The following is a 20324-nucleotide window of genomic DNA, read 5'->3' as shown; positions in this document are numbered from 1 at the left end:
CTAAAACATATAACTTGATTCAGAAAGTCATATTTCTTATGCCTGCGGACATTATTCAGACCTCGGGGGAATTTCCAGATGAATTTCGTGAAAATGTTCGCAGTTTCCGCTGCCGCGATTGCGAGCCTGATGCCGCTTTCGGCCCTCGCCCAATCCTTCACCATTAAGGATGTGGCGGGCCGCGAAGTGAGCTTCGACAAGCCGGTCGAGCAGGTGATCCTTGGGGAAGGCCGCATGCTCTACGCCGTCGCGCCGATCGAGAAGGAAGACCCATTCGCCAAGATCGTCGGCTGGCGCAACGATCTCTGGACCACCGACAAGGATGGCTTTAAGGCCTATGTCGAGAAGTTTCCCAAGGGCAAGGACCTGCCCTTCCTCGGCAACCTGACCGACGGCACGCTGCAGACCGAAACGGTCGTCAAGCTGCACCCGGACGTGCTGCTGCTGCCGATCGGCAACAAGACGGCCGCCGACGAGGTAAAGCTCGAGGAGATGCTCTCCGGCATCGGCGTGAAGATCGTCTACATCGATCTCCGCGAGCATATTCTCGCCAACACCGAGCCGAGCCTGAGGATTCTCGGCAAGCTCTTCGGCCATGAGGACCGCGCCGAGGCCGTCGCCGGCTTTTGGAAGGAACAGATGGCGCGCGTCACCGACAGGCTGAAGGCGGCCAATCCCCCGAAGCCAAATGTCTTCATGTACCGCGCCGCCGGCCTTGTGGAATGCTGCGGCACATTCGGCCCGGATAATTTCGGCCTAATGGTCGATTTGGCCGGCGGCCACAATCTCGGCTCCGATTTCCTGCCGGGTTACACCGGCTCCATCAATGCCGAACAGGTCGTCGCTTCCAATCCGGAAGTCATCGTCGTCACCGGCTCGAACTGGAGCCAGACCAAGGATGCCAAGGATTTCGTCAATGTCGGCCCGAATGCCACAGCCACCCTCGGCAACAGCCGCAAGGCGCTAATCACGCTGATGGAAAACCCGGCCTTCACCGGCTCCAAGGCGGTGGCCGGCGGCAATGTCCATGCGATCTGGCACCAGTTCTACACCAGCCCCTACCAGTTCGTCGCCGTCCAGCAACTCGCCAAATGGTTCCACCCGAACCTGTTTGCCGATCTCGACCCCGATGCCACCTTCAAGGAATTCCACGAAAAATTCCTGCCGGTCGCCTATCAGCCGGGTTACTGGGTCGACGCCAAGGCCGGGCAATAAATCGCAATGGCCGAGATCGCCGCACATTCGATCGACGCAGAAGCCGGGAGGGAGCGCTACCGCGCCCTCGCCCGGCGCAAGCTGCTGATCCTTTTCGCCATGACGGCGGCGCTCTGCCTGTCCTTCGCCATCGATCTCGCCTGGGGGCCGGCCCGCTATAGTCTCGGCGAGGTCGTCTCCGCCCTTCTCGACCCGTCTTCTGTTTCGGATCAGATCCGCGCCGTCGTCTGGGATATCCGCATGCCGGTCGCCGTCATGGCGATCGTCGTCGGCGCCTCGCTCTCCGTCGCCGGCGCGCAGATGCAGACGATCCTTGCCAATCCGCTCGCCAGCCCCTTCACCTTAGGCATCTCGGCGGCGGCAAGCTTCGGCGCGGCCCTGGCGATCGTCACCAGCGTTCCGCTTCTGCCCGTGGCGGCAGGCCTGCTGGTGCCGGTCAACGCCTTCATCATGGCGCTGATCGCCACACTTTTCATCCATTTCGTCTCGCAGGCCCGCGGCGTCTCGGTGCAGACGGTGGTGCTGCTCGGCATCGCCCTGGTTTTCACCTTCAATGCGGCCCTCGCCTTCCTGCAATATCTCGCCTCCGAACAGGCGCTCTCGGCTGTCGTCTTCTGGACGATGGGCAGCCTCACCAAGGCGACATGGCCGAAGATCTGGGTGACGCTCGCCGTGCTGCTGGCTGCACTGCCGCTCTTTGCCCGCAATGCCTGGGCGCTGACCGCCATCCGCCTCGGCGAGGACAAGGCGGCAAGCTTCGGCGTCAATGTCCGTCGCATCCGGCTGGAAACCATGCTCGTCGTCTCGCTGCTGGCCGCAGTGCCGGTGAGCTTCGTCGGCACCATCGGCTTCGTCGGCCTCGTCGGGCCGCACATCGCGCGCATGATTCTCGGCGAGGACCAGCGCTTCTTCCTGCCGGGCTCGATCCTCTCGGGCGCATTGCTGCTGTCGCTGACCTCGATCGTCTCGAAGTCGATCATCCCCGGCGTCGTCTTCCCGATCGGCATCATCACCGCGCTGGTCGGCGTGCCCTTCTTCTTCTCGCTCATCCTCTCGAACAGGAGCCGGTCATGGTAGCGCTTCAGTTGCAGTCGGTCGGCGCCTATCACGGCCGTAAGCTCTTCGTCGAAGACGTAACGACGCCGGTGATGAAGTCAGGCGAGATCGTCGCGGTAATCGGCCCGAACGCCGCCGGCAAGTCGACGCTCTTCAAGCGCATCACCGGCCTGCTCAAGGGCCCCGGCCATGTCGTCGTCGAGGGTTCGAAGGCGAAAAACGCCATCAGCTACATGCCGCAGGACACCTCGGCCAATGCGGTGCTGACCGTCTACGAATCCATCCTGCTCGCCCGCAAGCAGGGCCAGTCCTGGTCGGTCGGCGACGGCGACCTCAGCTTCATCGACGAGATCATGGCAGCGCTCGACATATCAGCCATCGCCTTCCGCGATCTCGGCGCCCTCTCCGGCGGCCAGCGCCAGCTCGTCTCGATCGCCCAGGCGCTGGTGCGCGAACCTGAAATCATGCTGATGGATGAACCCACAAGCGCCCTCGATCTCCACCGCCAGGTTGAAGTCCTTGATTTCATGCGACGCCGAGCGCGCGCCAAAGGCATGCTGGTCCTGATCGCCATCCACGACCTCAACCAGGCATTGCGCTTCGCCGACAAGGTGCTGGTCATCGCCAACGGCCGCATGCGCGCCTGCGGCGCGCCGAGGGATGTGGTCACGGCGGAGATGCTGCGGGAGATCTACAGGGTCGAAGCCCGGATCGAGAAATGCTCGCTGGACCATGATCATGTGATCGTGGATGGGACGGCGCATTGAGGCCGACCAAACCACCCTACCCCGTCAGTCGATCAACCGCTGCGCGGTAAACTTGTCGGTGACAAGCATGTCGATGACCCCAACGCGGAGCGCACCGGCGATGGCGTCGGTCTTTTTGGACCCGCCGGCAAGAGCAATCACCCGGTCCACCCGTTCGAGATCCTCGAGCGGAAGCCCGATGACCCGATCATCAAGCGGCGTCTTGACCGGCTTGCCGTTCTTATCGAAGAAGCGAAGCGAGATGTCGCCGACGGCGCCCGCTTCCGCGAGATCGGAGAGTTCGCGGGAGGAAAAAATGTTGCCGGAGCGGGCGAGAAGTTCGGAGGGTTCGACGGCACCGATGCCGACGATCGCCAGCGTTATGCTGCCGAAGAGATCCATCGTCTCGCGGACGAACGGGTCGGCCTGCATCAGAAGTTTTGCCTCCCTTGACGTCGTCACGCCCTGCACGGGGAGCAGTTTCGGCTCGGCGCCGGTCAGCCGTGCAAGCCGCGTGGTCAGCTGCGTCGCATGCGTCTGCACCGAAGGATCGCCCATGCCTCCAAGGGTCTGGACGACGTATTTCACCTGAGCGCTCTTCGAAGGATGGATATTCTCGACCATCTTGAAAATGGTCTGGCTCCAGCTCGAAACGCCGATGATCTCTCCTGGCGAAAGCGTCACCTCCAGGAGATGAGCCGCAGCCTCTCCAATACGGGCCATGATGGCGCCGTCCCGGTCTTCCGTGCACTCGACGACGATCGCCTCCGGCAGATCGTATTTCTCGCGAAGCGCGCCCTCGAGCTCGCTATAGGTGCCGACGGGAGGGATCACGCTGGTTCGCACGATGTCCTCAGCCTCGGCGCGCTTCAGCATGCGCGACACCGTCGCCTGCGACAGGCGAAGGTGCTCTGCGATCTCCGCCTGTCGCCGCCCTTCTATGTGGTACATCTGGGCGACCCTTGAAATGAGGCGGAGTTCGTTGAGGCGAGTCATCGCTAATCCCAGAGTGAATTTTTATTCACCTTTAGCCTTTGTTTCGCGGGACGTCGAGCGGGCGAGCGCATCATTCCAGGTCTCGAGAAGTCCCACGCGATCGACGGGTTGCGGCTCGATGCTTTGCGTGTTTCGCGGCAGCGCCGCGACAATATCGAGATCGCTCCACAAGCCGATTGACAGTCCCGCTAGATAGGCAGCGCCCAGAGCCGACGCCTCGGGCGCTTCGCATTGGATCACGGGATGTTCGATGAGGTTGGCGACACACTGCATCAGGAAGCGGTTCTGGCTCGGCCCGCCATCCACATAGATCGCGCCGAGCGCGCCGCCGCTCTGTGTCCGCATGGCGGCGATCACGTCATGCACCTGCAAGGCGATGGAATCGGTCACCGACCGGGCCATCTGCGCACGTGTCGTATTGAAGTTGATCTGGGAGAACAGGGCGCGGGCATCGGCATTCCAGTAAGGCGCCCCCAGCCCCACGAATGCCGGCACGAAGCCAGGGCCGCCCGGCTCGGCGCTCGCCGCAAGTTCGACAAGCGCCGCCACATCCGCAAGGCCGAGAATATCGGCCATCCATGGAAGACTGGCGGCGCAAACGAGAATATTGCCTTCGAAAGCGAAAGTCGGCTTCCCCCTGATACGCCATGCAACGGTTGTCGTGACGCCGTTGCGTGGAGGAATGAAGTGCGAAAGCGTCGTCATGACCGAAGAGCCGGTTCCGAAAGTCACCTTGCCGTCGCCCGGCTTGAAGGCCCCATGACCGAACAGGGCGGCATGGCTGTCCCCGATCGCGGCCATGATGGGCGTACCGTCAGGCACCCCCGGCAATCCTTGCGTTCTGCCGAAATCGGCGGAGCTGTCGAGCACCTCGGGCAGCAGCGCGATATCGACGCCGAAAATCTCGCCGAGCTCCTCGCTCCATCTCTGCTCCCTGAGATCGAACAACTGGCTTCTGGCGGCATTCGACGCGTCGCAGACATGCCGGCGCCCGCCCGTCAGGCAGTGGACGAGCCAGCTGTCGATCGTTCCCAGCCGCACCGATCGCCCGGCCGCAATACGGTCGAGCAGCCAGCGGAATTTCGAACCGGGAAACATCGGATCCAATGGCAGGCCGGTGAGCGCCTGCACCCGGTCAAGCCGGCCTTCGGCAACGAGACGTTCGCAATCCTGCGCCGTTCGGCGGCACTGCCAGCTGACCACCGGTCCAAGCGCTTCTCCGGTGTCGGCGTCCCAGGCCGTGACCGACTCGCGCTGGTTGGAAATGGCCACGGCCTCGATCGCCACATTGGGGCCGGCCCTCAGGCAGGCCTCGACCGCTTCGCAGACCGAGGCGTAAAGCCGGCGCGGGTCTTGTTCGACCCAGCCCGGTTTGGGATAGGAGATGCCGACAGGCGCCGACCCTCTGCCGACGATTTCTCCCGTCTCGGAAACCAGAACTGCCTTTGAATTGGTCGTGCCCTGGTCGATTGCCAGAATTGCCCGCATTCCATCCTCCCCGGATCAGGTGACGGCCGAAACGGCAAAAGCGTATCAGCCGCTGATGATCCCAGTTACTTGCGCTTGATCAGCGCCTGCGCGGCGTCGGCGATTGCGGCCGGCGCCATCCCGAATTCGTCGAGCAGGAACTCTGCCGAACCTGTGGGGGCATAGACGCCGGGAACGCCGAGACGCTTCATCGGCACCGGAGCATTGTCGACCACCACCTCGGCGACCGCCGAGCCGAGCCCGCCAAAGATCGAATGCTCTTCGGCGGTCACGATCGCGCCGGTTTCCCTGGCGGCAGTGATGATAGCCTCTTCGTCGATCGGACGAACCGTTGCAAGATTGAGCACCCTGGCATTGATGCCGCGTTCTGCAAGGATTTCGGCAGCCTTCAAGATTCGATGGGTCAAAGTGCCGTTGGCAATCAGGGTGACGTCGGAACCCTGGCGAAGCAGATTTGCCTTGCCAAGTTCGAACTTGTGGCCTTCCGGAAGCAGGTCGGGCACGCCGACCCGTGACAGACGCAGGAAGCAAGGCCCGTCATAGGTCGAGGCCCAGGCAACGGCAGCAGCGGTTTCGATGCGGTCACAAGGCGCAATGACCGGAAGATTGGGCAGAACCCGCGTCCAGGCGAAGTCTTCGATCGAGTGATGGGTCGGGCCGAGTTCGCCATAGGCCATGCCGGAGGAGATGCCGACCAGTTTGACGTTGGCGTTCGAGTAGGAAATGTCGGCCTTGATCTGCTCCAGCGACCGCCCCGTCAGAAATGGAGCGGCAGCGCACACGAACGGAAGACGTCCGCCATTGGCGAGGCCTGCCCCAACGCCAACCATGTTCTGCTCTGCGATGCCGACATTGACGAGGCGTTCGGGGAATTTCGACTTGAAGCCGCCGAGCTTGGAGGAGCCGACGGAGTCGTTGCAGACGGCAACGATCTTCTCGTTTTCAGTTGCCAACCGCTCCAGGGTGGCGGCGAATGCGTCGCGGCAATCATAGAGCTTGGGTGGGTTGATTGGCGCGTTCATTACAGGGCCTCCGACAATTCTGCCAATGCGATTTCGTATTGTTCTTTGCTCGGCACCTTGTGGTGCCAGTCGACCCGGTCCTGCATGAACGAGATTCCATGGCCCTTGTTGGTATGGGCGACGATGCAATGCGGTCTTGGCCCCCGGTGTTCGAGAGCAGGAACGATTTCGCTCATCGTGTTGCCGTTGATCTCGGTGACCTCCCAATCGAAGGCTTCAAGCTTCGGACGAAGCGGCGCGAGATCGTTGGTTTCGGCCAGCGCAGCGCCCTGCTGGAACCTGTTGTGGTCGATGACCAGCGTCAAGTTGTCGAGCTTGAACTGGGCTGCCGCCATGATCGCTTCCCAATTGGAGCCCTCCTGCATCTCACCGTCGCCGGTGACGACATAGGTGTGATATTGAGCGCCCGAGAGCTTGGCGGCTTTCGCCATTCCGATTGCGACCGGAAGACCATGGCCGAGCGGTCCGGTATTCGTTTCGACGCCCGGAACCTTGTTGCAGTTCGGGTGCCCGTTCAGCCTCGAATGGGGCTGCAGGAAGGTGGAAATCTCCTCCTCTGGGATGAAGCCGCGTTTTGCGAGCGTCACATAGAGAGCGCATGCCGTATGTCCCTTTGAAAGAACGAACCGGTCACGGTCGGGATGTTTCGGCTGATCCGGCCAGACATTCAGCACACGAAAATAGAGCGCCGTCAAAATGTCGATGACCGACATTTCCCCGCCGATATGGCCGGCACCCGCTTCAAAGACCGCCTGAAGATCGCGCAATCGGATCTCGCGGGCGATGCGCTCAAGTTCTGTCGTATCCATCGATTCCTCGTGTGCATAAATATTCAATACTCAATATTTTTGCACAAGAACCCGATTAGTCAAGCCCATTATGCTAAGTAGCAAGAACATGTGCAGATGAAATCTTGTTGACAGCCGGAAAGCAACTTGTTAATGAATTTTCCAGCAGGCGTGAATAATTATTCTAACCTGGACAAATATCGGATACAGGCCTACGCAGAGGGAGGAGCAATGGTGGCGCTCGATATCAATGAACACAGGCTTTCGTCCGGTGCGTGGTTGAGCAAGCTCAAGGGAGCGACCGGCCCACTCGTCGGACTGCTCGTGCTGTGCGTCTTTCTGAGCGTCAGCACAGACACGTTTCTTTCGGTTCGAAACGGCCTCAACATCCTCGACCAGATCACCGTTCTCGGCATCATGGCCGTCGGCATGACCTTCGTCATCCTGATCGGCGGCATCGATCTCTCCGTCGGCTCGGCGCTCGCGCTGGCGATGATGGTCATGGGCTGGACCGCCAACGTCGCCGGTCTGCCGCTGCCCGTCGGCATCGCCTTTGCGCTGATCGCTTCGGCGATATCGGGCCTGATCGTCGGGCTTCTGGTGACGCAGTTCAAAGTTCCGGCCTTTATCGCCACTCTGGCAATGATGTCGGCCGCCCGCGGCGTTGCAAACATGATCACCGACGGCCAGCAGATCGTCGGCTTTCCCGACTGGTTCATGATGCTGGCGATCGATCGCCATTTCGGCGTCATGACAGCCACGGTCTTTCTGATGCTGGCGGTGGTTCTTGCGGCCTGGCTTTTCCTGCACTTCCGGTCCGAAGGCCGCATGCTCTATGCGGTCGGCGGAAACGCCGAAGTCGCGCGCCTGGCCGGCATCAACGTCCCGCTGGTGACGATCGGCGTCTACGTCATGAGTGCCGTCCTTGCAGGACTTGCCGGCGTCGTGCTCGCCGCCCGGCTGGATTCCGTCCAGCCGTCCAGTGGTCTGGGTTACGAACTGGACACCATCGCCGCAGTCGTCATCGGCGGAACTTCGCTTTCCGGTGGCGCCGGCGGCATCGGCGGAACGCTGATCGGCGTTCTGATCATCGGTGTGCTGCGCAACGGCCTCAATCTTCTCAACGTCTCGCCGTTCCTGCAGCAGGTGATCATCGGCATCGTTATCGTCCTTGCGGTGGGGGCGGAGACCATTCGTCGGCGTCGCGCCTGACGAACGGCGTCCGCCGCGTTGGCGGGCCTGGAATTCCGCCCCGGGAGTTTGGGGCGGATCAATACCCCGAGGGGGAGGACATACCCGAGGGTTCCATCAAACAACGGAGGAAATACAATGAAAATAGCGCGCACCATGCTCGCGTCTGCTGCACTGCTCGGTCTCATGCTCGGTCCCGTACACGCGGCGGAACTGAAGAAGCTGGGCCTCGCCGTTGCCAACCTTCAGGCAAACTTCTTCAACCAGATCAAGCAATCGGTCGAGGCCGAAGCCAAGAAGCGCGGCATCGAAGTCATCACGGTCGACGCAAAGGGCGACGGGCCGACGCAGGTCAACCAGATCCAGGATCTGCTGACCCAGAAAATCGACGCGCTGATCTACATTCCTGCAGGTGCGGCCGCTGCAAGCGTTCCGGTCAAGCTCGCGAAAAGCGCCGGCATCCCGGTCGTAAACGTTGACCGCAACGCCGAGGGAGCACCGGGCGATACATTCCTTGCAACGGATTCCGTCGCCTCCGCCAAGGCTGTCTGCGACTACATCCTGAAGGAAGCCGGCGGCAAGGGTAAGATGGTCATCATCCATGGCCAGAAGGGCACGACGCCGGAAGTCGATCGCTCGAAGGGTTGCGGTGAATCCCTGAAAGCGTATCCTGACGTGAAGGTCGTCGCCGAGCAGTTCTCCAACATCTGGAGCCAGGACGAAGGCTTCCAGATCATGCAGAACATGCTGCAGGCAAACCCGGACGTTTCGATCGTATTCGCCCAGGCCGACGGTCTCGCACTCGGCGCCGCGCAGGCGATCAAGGTCGCCAACCCGTCGCAGAAGATCGTGGTCGGCGGCTTCGACGGCGACACCGCAGCACTCGAAGCCCTCAGCAAGGGCGTCTTCAATGTAACGGCGACACAGCAGACGCAGAAGATGGGCCGCGACGCGGTTGAAAATGCCGCCAAGCTTGTCGCCGGCGAAAAGGTGCCTCCGGTCCAGCTGATGGATGCCACGCTGACCACCAAGGAAAACGTGGCAGGCTTCATCGCCAACCATCCGTAATGAACTGAAGATCTCGAGGAGGTGTGCCGTGACTGAACCCGTTCTTTCCCTGAGAGGCATATCCAAGTGGTATGGGCCGCTCCAGGTTCTGAAGGATGTCAGCTTGGACGTCTATCCGGGCGAAGTGGTTGCACTTCTCGGTGAAAACGGAGCGGGCAAGTCGACGCTGTCGGGCATTATCGCCGGATCCCGCACGCCCTCCGAAGGATCGATGACATGGCTGGGGCAGCCTTATGCCCCGGCCACCCCACGGGAAGCGATCGACAAGGGCGTTGTCCTGATCCATCAGGAACTGCAGCTTCTGCCGCAGCTGTCGATCGCGGAAAACGTCTTCATCGGCCGCTGGCCGATGAAGAACGGCGTCGTCGACCGCGCCCAGATGGTTCGCCGGGCCCAGGATCAGCTCGCCCGCTTGAACCTTCACATACCCGCAACGCGGAAGGTCGCAGGCCTTTCCACGGCAAATCAGCAACTTATCGAGATCGCCAAGGCGCTGGCTCTCAATGCAAAGCTCCTGATCCTCGATGAGCCGACAGCCGCCCTTGGCGGCGCAGAAACCGAAGCTCTCTTCGAACAGGTTCGCAAGCTCCGGTCGGAAGGCGTCGGCATCGTCTACATTTCCCACCGTATGGAAGAGATCAAGCAGATCACCGACCGAATCGTCGTTCTTCGCGACGGGGAACGGGTGCAGGAATTCTCAGACAGCGCCACCCCGGTGCGAACGATTGTCGAAAGCATGGTCGGACGTCCGCTCGACCGCTTGTTCCCTGCCCTGCCGATCCCGACAGACCGTCCGGTACTTCAAGTGTCCGGGCTAAGCTCGCCAGACAACTCATTCCGTGACGTTAGCTTCGAGGTGCGCGCCGGGGAAATTCTCGGCATCGCCGGATTGGTCGGCGCCGGCCGCACCGAACTGGTGCGTGCGATTTCGGGAGCAGATCCGATCAGTGCAGGTTCGATCACGCTGGAAGGCGAGGAACTGAGGCTGCGCGATCCGGCGGACGCAATCGCCAAGGGCTTGGTGATGGTCCCGGAAGACCGCAAGGAACAGGGCCTGATCGTCGGGCACCGGATCAGCGAGAACATTATCTACGCCAATCTCGACAAACTGGGCGGTGGTTGGATTACGCCGCGTATCAAACGCTCGTTCGCGGAGAAGGCCGTTGCCAAATTCGGCGTCAAGGGCCGCGCCGAGCAGTACGCCTCGGACCTATCAGGCGGCAACCAGCAGAAGGTCGTGATCGCCAAGTGGCTCACGCGCGATCCCAAGGTCGTCGTGCTCGACGAACCGACGAGAGGCATCGACGTCGGCGCCCGCGCCGGCATCTACGACATCATCGTCAATCTTGCCAAACAGGGCGTGGCGGTCATCGTCGTCAGCTCGGACCTCGAGGAAGTTCTCGGCGTCTCCAATCGCATTCTCGTGCTTGCGCAGGGCAAGCAGGCGGGGATCCTCAATCGTGACGAGGCAAATGACGTTTCGGTCATGGAGCTAGCTACCATCTAAAGCAATTCCAGCAAAAGTGTGCAGCGGTTTTGCCAGGCAAAGCGCGAAGCACTTTTGCCGGGAATTGCGTGAAAACAAAACAACAGAGAAAGGAAGAGCGGTGTCCGACATCACTCTGAACGCCCCGAAGCTTTTCGATCTCAGCGGCCAGGTGGCCATCGTTACCGGCGCCGGGAGCGGCATCGGGCAGCGCATTGCCATCGGCCTTGCGCAATGCGGCGCCGACGTGGCCCTGCTCGACCGCCGGACCGACGACGGACTGGCGAGGACAGCCGAACATATCCGCGCCGCCAGCCGCCGCTCGATTGAGATCGCGGCTGACGTCACGAACAAATCCTCCCTTGCAGATGCCGTCTCACGGACCGAAGCCAATCTCGGCGCGCTGACGCTTGCCGTCAACGCTGCCGGCATCGCCAACGCCAAACCGGCGGAGGAGATGGAGGAAGATCAGTATCAGACGTTGATGGATATCAACCTCAAAGGCATATTCCTGTCCTGCCAGGCCGAGGCCCGCGCCATGTTGAAGAATGGACGCGGCTCGATCGTCAACATCGCCTCCATGTCCGGTGTGATCGTCAACCGGGGGCTGAGCCAGGCGCATTACAACGCCTCCAAGGCGGGCGTCATCCATATGTCGAAGTCCATGGCCATGGAATGGGTCGACCGCGGCATTCGCGTCAACACCATCTCCCCCGGCTATACGGCAACGCCCATGAACACCCGTCCGGAGATGGTCCACCAGACGAAGCTCTTCGAAGAGCAGACGCCGATGCAGCGGATGGCGACGGTCGACGAGATCGTCGGTCCGGCGGTGTTCTTGCTGTCGAATGCGGCAAGTTTCGTGACCGGCGTCGATCTTCTCGTCGATGGCGGTTTCTGCTGCTGGTGATGCCTTAGAAGGCTCATTGCCGGCCGCTGGAAAATGAAACGGTCTCGCTTCCTCCCTGGCTGAGATCGAGGCTGAAGGGACCAACAGGCGACGGCGTGCAATATCGCCGTCTGCCGCCCTTCACGCCGGTCGAACGGGCGGTTGCGCCGAGATTTGCTGTTTATCGAAGGATCCAAGGAAAGACCATGAAACGCTTTGAGCAAAAGACCGTCGTCATAACCGGGGGCAGCCGCGGTATCGGCGCTGCGATCGCCAGGCGCTTTGCCCGCGAAGGCGCCAATCTCGTCGTCTCGGCCAATGAGGATCTGGTCCACGGCGTTGCCGAGCAGATCAGGGCCGAAGGCGGCAAGGCGATCTCCTTCATCGGCGACGTCACCGACAAGGCGAGCGTCAAAGCGCTCTACGATGCGGCCGAAAAGGAATTCGGCGCGGTCGACGTCTCGATCCAGAATGCCGGTGTCATCACCATCGCCCGCGTCGAGGACCTGACGGAAAACGAGTGGGATAAGGTCATGGCCGTCAACACCAAGGGCGTTTTCCTCTGCGCCCAGGAGGCCATTGCAAGAATGCGCAAGCACAGGCGCGGCGGCCGCATCATCAACACCGCCTCCGGCCAAGCCCGCGACGGCTTCATCTACACGCCGCATTATGCCGCCTCGAAAATGGGCGTCGTCGGCATCACCCAGAGCCTGGCCAAGGAAGTCGCGACCGAAGACATCACCGTCAACGCCTTCTGCCCCGGCATCATCGAGACCGACATGTGGGCCTATAACGACCAGGCCTGGGGCAAACTGCTCGGAAACTACGGCCCCGGCGAACTGATGAAGGAATGGGTCGAAGGCATCCCGATGAAACGCGCCGGCTCCGGCGAGGACGTCGCCGGCCTGGTGACTTTCCTCGCCAGCGACGACGCTGCTTATATCACCGGTCAGACGATCAATGTCGATGGCGGGTTGATTATGTCGTAGGCGGGAACTTGGGGCGGCACTGAAGCTGAAACCTGAAGCGGCCATCTGCCTTTCGCTTGCCGCTCAAGGCGTTCGTCGCTGCCGCTCCTCACCCCCCTCATCTGCCCTACGGGCATCTTCTCCCCGCTGGGGCGAAGGGTGAGCAAGCCGCACGGTGGCCACACCTACCGCAAACGTCTCAAATCGAGCGAGGCGCTGCCACGAGTCCCTTCTCCCCAGCGGGGAGAAGATGCCGGCAGGCAGATGAGGGGGCTACACGGCACCTCTTTCATTGCCACGACAAAATGAACCGCCCCCCGTCATAAACCCTACGTCCGGCTGATCGACACCCCGCCATCCGCCAGCATCGCCGTCCCCGTCACGAAACTCGATAGATCCGACGCCAGAAACAACGCCGCATTGGCGATCTCTTCCGGCCGAGCCATGCGCTTCAGCGCATGCAGCCCGTTGACGAAGGCAAGCACTTCCGGCGTCGCGTCAGGAGCGTTGGTGATGCTGGCGGGCGTATCGGTGCCGCCGGGCAGAAGGGCGTTGACGCGGATGTTGCGTGACGCGAGTTCGGCGGCGAGCACCTGCACGAGACCGATCAAACCGGCCTTGCTCGCCGCATAGGCGCCCATGCCGGGCATGCCGGCGGTGTAGCCGACGAAGGTGGAGGTGAAGATCAGCGAACCGCCACCCTCTCCCATTGCCGCCGACTGGTGTTTGGCGCCGAGGAAGGCGGCGGTCAGATTGGTCTCGATCGTCTCGCGCCAGCCCTCCAGCGACAGTCCGCCAACCGGCCCCATCTCGCCAAGACCGCCGGCATTGTTGAAGGCGATATCGAGTTTGCTGAAACGCGAGACCGCCGTTTCGGCCAGTCTTTCCTGCAGCGCCTCGTCCCTGACATCGCCGGCAACAGCGACCGCCTCTCCGCCCTCCGCTTCGATTTCGGCGACGACGGCATCGAGTGCATCCTGCCGCCGGCCGTTGATCACCAGCTTCGCGCCTTGCCGTGCAAAAACCTTCGCCGCCGCGCGGCCGATGCCCGAGCTTGCGCCGGTGATGATCGCGGTTTTAGCGTTAAGAAGTGTCATATCCGTTTCTCCCCAGTTGTTGAGACGTCCCAGATCTCAAACATCTGACGGTGCAGCCACCCGTTTCCCGCGCGCAGAAACAAAATCCGCCGATGGCAGATGGTCTTGGTTGGATCAGTGCCCTCGGTGTGCATATCCGAAATACCGAATTCGTCAGATAAAACGGTAAGTTGCCGCAGTTTCCGCAGAGGCGCCTGCCGTCACGTCAGCACCATTGTGCGTCGCATCATCGATTTATCCCGGGTGTGACATTCATTCGATTCCCTTCACGTATCTTCCCGACTAAGAAGGGGCGCACAGGTAACGGGAATCTCTTCATGCCGCGGTCACGCAATACTGAGGGCGCCATCTATATGAGCATGGCGATGGCCGGCTTTTCCGCGAGCGATGCTCTCTCCAAATCGGTGGTCGCCTATATGAATGCCGGCGAGATCATGTTCCTGCGCGGCCTCTTCACCAGCCTGCTCGTCTATCTCATCGCCAGGAAAATGGGCGCTCTGCGCTCCTGGCGCGTCGTGCTGCAGCCGATCATTATCCTGCGCATCATCTGCGAGATGTTTTCCGCCGTCACCTATATCACCGCACTCGGCATGATGCCGATCGCCAATGCCTCGGCGATCCTGCAATCGCTGCCGCTGGTCGTCACCTTTGGTGCCGCGCTCTTCTTCAACGAACCCGTCGGCTGGCGGCGCTGGTCGGCGATAACAGTCGGTCTTGTCGGGGTTATGATCATCATCCGCCCCGGACCGGAAGGATTCACCGCCGCCGCCCTCCTCTGCGTTGCCGCGGTGCTGACGACGGCCGGCCGCGATCTCGCCACCCGCTCGATCGATCCGGAGATTCCGTCGTTGATGATCACCGTCATCACCGCGACCTCCATCTCCTTCTTCGGCGCGCTTCTCATCCCCGTACTCGGCGGCTGGCAGCCGGTCAGCGCGACTTCCCTTGGACATCTCCTGCTCGCCTCGGTGCTGGTGCTCGTCGGCTACCAGTCGGTCATTCTCGCCATGCGCACCGGCGAAATCTCCTTCGTTGCGCCGTTCCGCTATACCAGCCTGATCTTCTCCTCGCTGCTCGGCTTTTTCTTCTTCGCCGAAGTGCCCGACAGCTGGACGCTTTTGGGCGCCGCAATCGTCATCGCTTCCGGCCTCTATACGTTCTATCGTGAAGCCAAGCGCCGCGTGCCCCCGACCGCGCAGGAATCGGTGCCGCGCTCACCGGTTTGAGGCAGGATGATGACTGAATTCCCGCTCGACAGATCCGATATAGCAGGCGTCGTGCTGGCCGGCGGCCGCTCGCAACGAATGGGTCGCGACAAGGCGGAGGTGATGCTCGGAACCGACAGCCTGCTCCGCCATGTACTGTTCCGTCTCTCGCCGCAGGTCATCTCAGTTGCCGTTAACGCCGACGCAGTCGCCGAGGACGTGCCCGCGGTTCCCGACCGCATTCCTGGCAAGGCCGGGCCGATGGCCGGCATCCACGCGGCCATGGTCTACGGCGCCGGCCTTCCGGCGATTACCCATGTCGTCACCGTCTCTGTAGATTGCCCGTTCTTTCCCATCGATCTCGTCGCCCGCCTGGCCGCTGCCCTGGAGCGCCCGTCGCAGATCGCTGTTGCCACCTCCGCGGGCCGCAGTCATCCTGTCTTCGGTCTCTGGCCGGTGACACTGGCGGCCGATCTGGAAGCGTGGATCGCTACCGACGAGAAACGCCGCGTGCGCGACTTCCTGTTGCGGCATGACGTTACGGAAGTGGCGTTTCCGCTGCATCCGACCCGCGCCAGCCTGCTCGACCCCTTCTTCAACATCAACACGCCGGATGATCTCATCGAGGCGCAACGCTGGCTGGAGGCCCTGCGCATATGACCGCACCGAAAATCTTCGGCATCGCCGGCTGGAAGAACTCGGGCAAAACAGGGCTTGCCGTCCGGCTGGTGACGGAGTTCACCCGCCGCGGCTACCGGATCTCGACGATCAAGCATGCGCATCACGATTTCGACATCGACAAGGTCGGAGCCGACAGCTACCGCCACCGCCAGGCCGGCGCCCACGAGGTCACCATCGTCTCCGGCACGCGTTACGCCATCATGCATGAGCTCCGCGGCGCCCCCGAACCCGAGTTCGAGGAAATCCTCGCGCGGCTTGCCCCCTGCGATCTCGTACTGATCGAAGGCTACAAGCGCGAGCCGATCCCAAAGATCGAGGCTCGCCGCCTGGAAGCCGCCAACCGCGAACCGCTGGCGCCGAGCGATCGCCATATCTGCGCGATCGCCGCCGATCACACCGTCACGGACACGTCCCTGCCCGTCTTCGATCTCGACGACACAGGCGCCATTGCCGATTTCATCGCAGCGACCGTCGGGCTTGAAGAGATCCGATAGAGGGTCTCGGATCCGGCCGGCGACGAGATCTATCCTCTGTAGCGAAGCGCATCGATGACAAGAGCAAATGCCGGCGAGGTATGCCGGCGGCTCGGATAGTAGAGATGGTAGCCCGGAAACGGCGGACACCAGTCTTGGAGGACACGCACCAGCCGCCCCTCGGCCAGAGGCGCCTCGACCAGTTCCTCCGGCAGAAAGGCAAGTCCCATCCCCGCCAAAACCGCGCTCAGCCGAAGCGCGATGTTATTGAAGACCAGTTGCCCGTCGACCCGAACCTTGAGCTCACGTCCGTCCTTCTCGAACTCCCACGCATAAACGCCGCCATAGGTAGGCAGGCGCAGATTGATGCAATTATGATCGGTCAGATCCTGCGGCGTCAGCGGCTTCGGCCTTTGGCTGAAATAGGCGGGCGTACCGACCACAGCCATGCGCATGTCGGGGCCGATGCGGACGGCAATCATGTCCTTCGCCACCTGCTCCCCCAGCCGCACGCCGGCGTCGTAACGTTCCGCAACGATGTCCGTCAGGCCATAATCGACAATGATCTCGACATTGACGTCGGGATAATTCGGCAGGAGCTTTTCCAGGACGGGCCATAGGACGAAATCGGCTGCGTGTTCGCCCGCATTGATGCGGATCGTGCCCGCCGGCTTGTCCCGAAAAGCGCTCAATGCGGCCAGCTCGCTTTCGATCTCATCCAACCGCGGCCCGATGGAAAGGAGCAGGCGCTCGCCGGCCTCCGTCGGCGAGACGCTGCGCGTCGTCCGTGTCAGCAATCTCAGACCCAACCGCTCCTCAAGCCCGCGGATGGTGTGGCTGAGCGCTGACTGTGAAACACCCAGCTTGCCCGCGGCCTTGGTGAAGCTTTGCGCCCGGGCAACGGCGAGGAAAGCGATAAGATCGTTGACGGCAGGGCGCGACATTTATGAAAATTCCTCATGGGTTCTTGTCGTTTATACCATCTAATCGAAACCAAGCGCACGCGCTAACTATCCTGTCACAGCAAGTTCGCCGGACGGCGTCATTCCGATAAGGGAAGGAAGACAAGATGGACATCAAGCGAAATGGCTCGCAGCCTTCGGCCAAGGGACCTGTCGAGTGGTTTACGGGCAACGTGCGCATCGATCCTTTGTTTGCGGCGATCGACCCCGCCCGCGCCGCCGGCGCCAGCGTCACTTTCGAGCCCGGCGCCCGCACTGTCTGGCACACGCATCCGCTCGGCCAGACGCTGGTCGTCACATCGGGCTGCGGCCGCGTCCAACGCGAAGGCGGCCCCGTCGAAGAAATCCGCCCCGGCGACGTCATCCACTTCGCGCCGGGGGAGCGCCACTGGCATGGCGCAGCGCCGACGACGGCAGTGACCCATATCGCCGTCCAGGAACACATTGACGGCAAGGTCGTCGACTGGATGGAACCTGTCACCGACGCCCAATATCAGGCTTAGAAAGGAAACGACCATGCAGACTCGTGAACTGGGAAAGAGCGGACTTGGGGTCTCGGCCATCGGTCTCGGCTGCATGGGACTGAGCTACGGCTACGGCCCTGCGACCGACACGCGCGACGCGATCGCGCTGATCCGACAGGCGTTCGAGCGCGGCGTGACCTTCTTCGACACTGCCGAGGCCTATGGACCCTATAAGAACGAAGAGCTTTTGGGAGAGGCGCTCGCTCCCTTCCGCGACCAGGTGGTGGTCGCCACCAAATTCGGCTTCAACTTCGATGCCAATGGCGGCCAGAGCGGCATGAACAGCCGGCCGGAGCAGATCCGCGCGGTTGCCGACCAAGCGCTGAGGCGCTTGAAGACCGATGTCATCGATCTGTTCTACCAGCATCGCGTCGATCCGGATGTTCCGATCGAAGATGTTGCAGGCACGGTCAAGGCATTGATTTCAGAGGGTAAGGTGAAGCATTTCGGTCTCTCGGAAGCGGGCGTGCAGACGATCCGCCGTGCCCATGCCGTCCAGCCGGTGACGGCGCTGCAGAGCGAATATTCGCTGTGGTGGCGTGAGCCGGAGCAGGAAATCCTGCCGACGCTCGAAGAGCTCGGTATCGGTTTCGTGCCGTTCAGCCCGCTCGGCAAGGGCTTCCTCACCGGCGCGATCAGCGAAACCACCACCTTCGACAGCAAGGACTTCCGCAACATCGTGCCGCGCTTTTCTCAGGAAGCGCGAAAGGCCAACCAGGCGTTCGTCGATCTCCTGGCAGAGATCGCCGCGCACAAGAAGGCCACCTCGGCCCAGGTCGCCCTGGCTTGGCTGCTGGCGCAAAAGCCTTGGATCGTGCCGATCCCCGGCACCACCAAGCTGCATCGCCTGGAGGAGAACATCCGGGCCGCCGAGGTCGAGTTGACGGCCGAGGATCTCGCTAATATCGAAAGCGCACTCGCCACCATTAAGGTGGAAGGCGACCGGTATCCCGCGCATCTGCAGGCAAGGGTCAACCGCTGAGAAGAGAAGCGGCCACCTCTTGACGGCCGCTTCTTCATTGACCGCATCACCGTCGGGGCGCCGGGGCGTTCTCGTGGAAAGCCGGGATCGCCTCCAGCTTGGCGACAATCGCCGCGATATTCGGCCACCGGACGAGATCGAAGCCCATGCGCCGGGCGCTGACCGCTTGCGGAAAAAGGAAGATATCGGCAATGCTTGGCCGGTCGCCGACTGCGAAGGCGCCTTGCCGGCGGCCGGCAATCATCCTCTCCACGGCCGCCATTCCCTCACCGACCCAATGACGGCTCCACGCGGCGACCGCATCGGCATCGGCGTTGAAAGTGCTTTTGAGATGCAGGCCGATCCGCGGCGGCAGCAGCGCATGGATCTCGGCTGCGATGGCAAGCGCGATCGAGCGGGCCAGCGCCCTGCCTTCCGCCGTTTGAGGCAACAGCGGCGGCTCAGGCTTGATTTCGTCGAGATATTCGACGATCGCCAGCGACTGGGTGATGAGCACGCCGCTATCGGTCAGCAAGGCCGGTACCAGCCCTTGCGGGTTGACGCTGCGATATCCGGCCTGCCGGCTCTCGGCCTCCTCGCCAAGAATGGTGACCGGCAGCGCCTCGGCCGTCAGCCCCTTCAGGGCGAGCGCGATCCTGACCCGCGACGTCGCCGATGAGATCTCGTTCTGATAGAGCTTCATTGTCTTTCTTCCTGATGGTCTCGGATGAGTAGCCGCCCTTGCGCCGCAGAAGTTGCCGATGCCGCTTTCACGAGGCCTGCAAGCGGCGAAGGTTCCTGCGAGCGAATGTCGTAGATGCAGGGCGCGGCAAACACTGCCGCTCCCAGGACGCAGATGATCATCAATCTCATTTAATCCTCCGTCGGCGAGGCCCCGACCGGCCTCGCCTCTTTTTGCTTTCGGCTCCTGCCAGTCAGGCAATGCTCAATTCGACCTGGATATTGCCGCGTGTCGCCTTCGAATAGGGGCAGGTCCGGTGCGCCTCATCGACGAGCGCCTTTGCGACATCCGCTTCAATACCAGGCAGGCTGACCTTGAGACGGGCCTGCAGGAAATAATCGCCATCGGTCGTGCCGAGATCGACCTCGGCATTCACGGCGGTCTCTGCCGGCACCTTGACCTTCAACTTGCCGGCGGCAATGCCGATCGCGCCGATGAAGCAGGCCGACCAGCCGGCTGCGAAAAGCTGTTCGGGATTGGTGCCGGCGCGGGAGCTGCCGGGAGGCGAGAGCTTGATGTCCAGCTCTCCGTCATCGCTCTGCGAGGCGCCATCGCGCCCGCCGGTGGTGCGGGTCTTGCCGGTATAGAGGACCTTGTCGATCTTGGTCATGGAAACACTCCTTGTTGCGTCGCCTCATGCGACTGGCCGCTGCTGCGGCCGGGTTGACGGAGTGTGGTTTGACGGACCGATATATCCGGCATGTTTCCGGAAACGGCCGAAGTGTCACAAAATGTAGCATGCGGCGTCCAGGACATTTTCCCGTAC

21 protein-coding genes are annotated in these 20324 nt (G+C 62.0%); 13 read left to right on the top strand and 8 right to left on the bottom strand.

Annotated elements, in window-relative coordinates:
* Window positions 1-78 precede the first annotated feature (78 nt).
* Genes GGD53_RS26490 through GGD53_RS26480 form a run of 3 tightly spaced genes read left to right on the top strand, consistent with a single transcriptional unit; the run spans window position 79 to window position 3038 of the window.
* Window positions 79-1215, top strand: coding sequence for an ABC transporter substrate-binding protein (locus GGD53_RS26490; protein ID WP_184459708.1), 1137 nt, complete (start codon window positions 79-81; stop codon window positions 1213-1215).
* A 6-nt stretch (window positions 1216-1221) separates the two neighbouring features.
* Window positions 1222-2292, top strand: coding sequence for a FecCD family ABC transporter permease (locus GGD53_RS26485; protein WP_184459707.1), 1071 nt, complete (start codon window positions 1222-1224; stop codon window positions 2290-2292).
* Window positions 2286-3038, top strand: a complete 753-nt coding sequence (locus GGD53_RS26480) for an ABC transporter ATP-binding protein (RefSeq protein ID WP_184459706.1) — start codon at window positions 2286-2288, stop codon at window positions 3036-3038. The genes GGD53_RS26485 and GGD53_RS26480 overlap by 7 nt, the downstream gene beginning before the upstream one ends.
* Before the next feature lie 24 nt (window positions 3039-3062).
* Here the strand turns inward: GGD53_RS26480 and GGD53_RS26475 are convergent, their stop codons facing one another.
* The 4 genes from GGD53_RS26475 to GGD53_RS26460 form a co-directional block, all read right to left on the bottom strand.
* Window positions 3063-4013: a sugar-binding transcriptional regulator gene (locus GGD53_RS26475; protein ID WP_184459705.1), complete on the bottom strand. Its 951-nt coding sequence runs from the start codon at window positions 4011-4013 to the stop codon at window positions 3063-3065.
* 21 nt (window positions 4014-4034) lie between these two features.
* Window positions 4035-5501: an FGGY family carbohydrate kinase gene (locus tag GGD53_RS26470; protein ID WP_184459704.1), complete on the bottom strand. Its 1467-nt coding sequence runs from the start codon at window positions 5499-5501 to the stop codon at window positions 4035-4037.
* Window positions 5502-5566: 65 nt separating this feature from the next.
* A complete protein-coding gene (locus tag GGD53_RS26465) occupies window positions 5567-6523 on the bottom strand; it encodes a transketolase family protein (RefSeq protein ID WP_184459703.1) in 957 nt (318 codons plus the stop codon).
* Window positions 6523-7332, bottom strand: coding sequence for a transketolase (locus GGD53_RS26460; RefSeq protein WP_184459702.1), 810 nt, complete (start codon window positions 7330-7332; stop codon window positions 6523-6525). The genes GGD53_RS26465 and GGD53_RS26460 overlap by 1 nt, the downstream gene beginning before the upstream one ends.
* Window positions 7333-7542: 210 nt before the next feature.
* Between GGD53_RS26460 and GGD53_RS26455 the strand changes: the two genes are divergently transcribed.
* From GGD53_RS26455 to GGD53_RS26435, 5 genes are all read left to right on the top strand, one after another.
* Complete coding sequence (locus GGD53_RS26455; protein ID WP_184459701.1) at window positions 7543-8523, top strand: ABC transporter permease; 981 nt, start codon at window positions 7543-7545, stop codon at window positions 8521-8523.
* Between the two features lie 117 nt (window positions 8524-8640).
* Entirely contained in the window at window positions 8641-9570 is a 930-nt protein-coding gene (locus GGD53_RS26450; protein WP_088681118.1) for a sugar ABC transporter substrate-binding protein, read from the top strand.
* Between the two features lie 28 nt (window positions 9571-9598).
* Window positions 9599-11077 (top strand): ATP-binding cassette domain-containing protein, encoded by a 1479-nt coding sequence (locus GGD53_RS26445; RefSeq protein ID WP_184459700.1) that lies wholly within the window; start codon window positions 9599-9601, stop codon window positions 11075-11077.
* 100 nt (window positions 11078-11177) lie between these two features.
* Entirely contained in the window at window positions 11178-11966 is a 789-nt protein-coding gene (locus GGD53_RS26440) for an SDR family oxidoreductase (RefSeq protein WP_184459699.1), read from the top strand.
* 185 nt (window positions 11967-12151) lie between these two features.
* Window positions 12152-12934 carry an SDR family NAD(P)-dependent oxidoreductase gene (locus tag GGD53_RS26435; RefSeq protein ID WP_184459698.1) on the top strand — a complete coding sequence of 261 codons (783 nt, stop codon included), beginning with the start codon at window positions 12152-12154 and terminating at the stop codon, window positions 12932-12934.
* Window positions 12935-13242: 308 nt separating this feature from the next.
* On the opposite strand, the gene GGD53_RS26430 is transcribed toward GGD53_RS26435, so the two are convergent.
* Window positions 13243-14010, bottom strand: coding sequence for an SDR family oxidoreductase (locus tag GGD53_RS26430; RefSeq protein WP_184459697.1), 768 nt, complete (start codon window positions 14008-14010; stop codon window positions 13243-13245).
* A 317-nt stretch (window positions 14011-14327) separates the two neighbouring features.
* On the opposite strand from GGD53_RS26430, the gene GGD53_RS26425 reads away from it, so the two are divergent.
* Genes GGD53_RS26425 through mobB form a run of 3 tightly spaced genes read left to right on the top strand, consistent with a single transcriptional unit; the run spans window position 14328 to window position 16390 of the window.
* Window positions 14328-15236, top strand: coding sequence for a DMT family transporter (locus GGD53_RS26425; RefSeq protein ID WP_184459696.1), 909 nt, complete (start codon window positions 14328-14330; stop codon window positions 15234-15236).
* Window positions 15237-15245: 9 nt separating this feature from the next.
* Window positions 15246-15875, top strand: coding sequence for a molybdenum cofactor guanylyltransferase MobA (gene mobA / locus GGD53_RS26420; RefSeq protein WP_184459749.1), 630 nt, complete (start codon window positions 15246-15248; stop codon window positions 15873-15875).
* Window positions 15872-16390: a molybdopterin-guanine dinucleotide biosynthesis protein B gene (mobB, locus tag GGD53_RS26415; RefSeq protein WP_184459695.1), complete on the top strand. Its 519-nt coding sequence runs from the start codon at window positions 15872-15874 to the stop codon at window positions 16388-16390. The genes mobA and mobB overlap by 4 nt, the downstream gene beginning before the upstream one ends.
* Before the next feature lie 29 nt (window positions 16391-16419).
* Here the strand turns inward: mobB and GGD53_RS26410 are convergent, their stop codons facing one another.
* A complete protein-coding gene (locus GGD53_RS26410; RefSeq protein ID WP_184459694.1) occupies window positions 16420-17313 on the bottom strand; it encodes a LysR family transcriptional regulator in 894 nt (297 codons plus the stop codon).
* Between the two features lie 125 nt (window positions 17314-17438).
* Here GGD53_RS26410 and GGD53_RS26405 point away from each other — a divergent pair, with 125 nt between their 5' ends.
* Both GGD53_RS26405 and GGD53_RS26400 read left to right on the top strand, forming a co-directional pair.
* Complete coding sequence (locus GGD53_RS26405; protein ID WP_184459693.1) at window positions 17439-17834, top strand: (R)-mandelonitrile lyase; 396 nt, start codon at window positions 17439-17441, stop codon at window positions 17832-17834.
* Window positions 17835-17847: 13 nt separating this feature from the next.
* Window positions 17848-18837 (top strand): aldo/keto reductase, encoded by a 990-nt coding sequence (locus tag GGD53_RS26400; RefSeq protein ID WP_184459692.1) that lies wholly within the window; start codon window positions 17848-17850, stop codon window positions 18835-18837.
* Window positions 18838-18883: 46 nt separating this feature from the next.
* Here the strand turns inward: GGD53_RS26400 and maiA are convergent, their stop codons facing one another.
* Together maiA and GGD53_RS26390 are read right to left on the bottom strand one after the other, a co-directional pair.
* Entirely contained in the window at window positions 18884-19519 is a 636-nt protein-coding gene (gene maiA, locus GGD53_RS26395) for a maleylacetoacetate isomerase (protein WP_184459691.1), read from the bottom strand.
* Window positions 19520-19751: 232 nt separating this feature from the next.
* Window positions 19752-20168, bottom strand: a complete 417-nt coding sequence (locus tag GGD53_RS26390; RefSeq protein ID WP_184459690.1) for an organic hydroperoxide resistance protein — start codon at window positions 20166-20168, stop codon at window positions 19752-19754.
* Window positions 20169-20324: the final 156 nt, after the last annotated feature.

It is taken from the genome of Rhizobium aethiopicum, from assembly GCF_014197535.1.
Taxonomy (GTDB): domain Bacteria; phylum Pseudomonadota; class Alphaproteobacteria; order Rhizobiales; family Rhizobiaceae; genus Rhizobium; species Rhizobium aethiopicum_A.
This window is presented reverse-complemented; position numbering and strand designations above follow the sequence as displayed.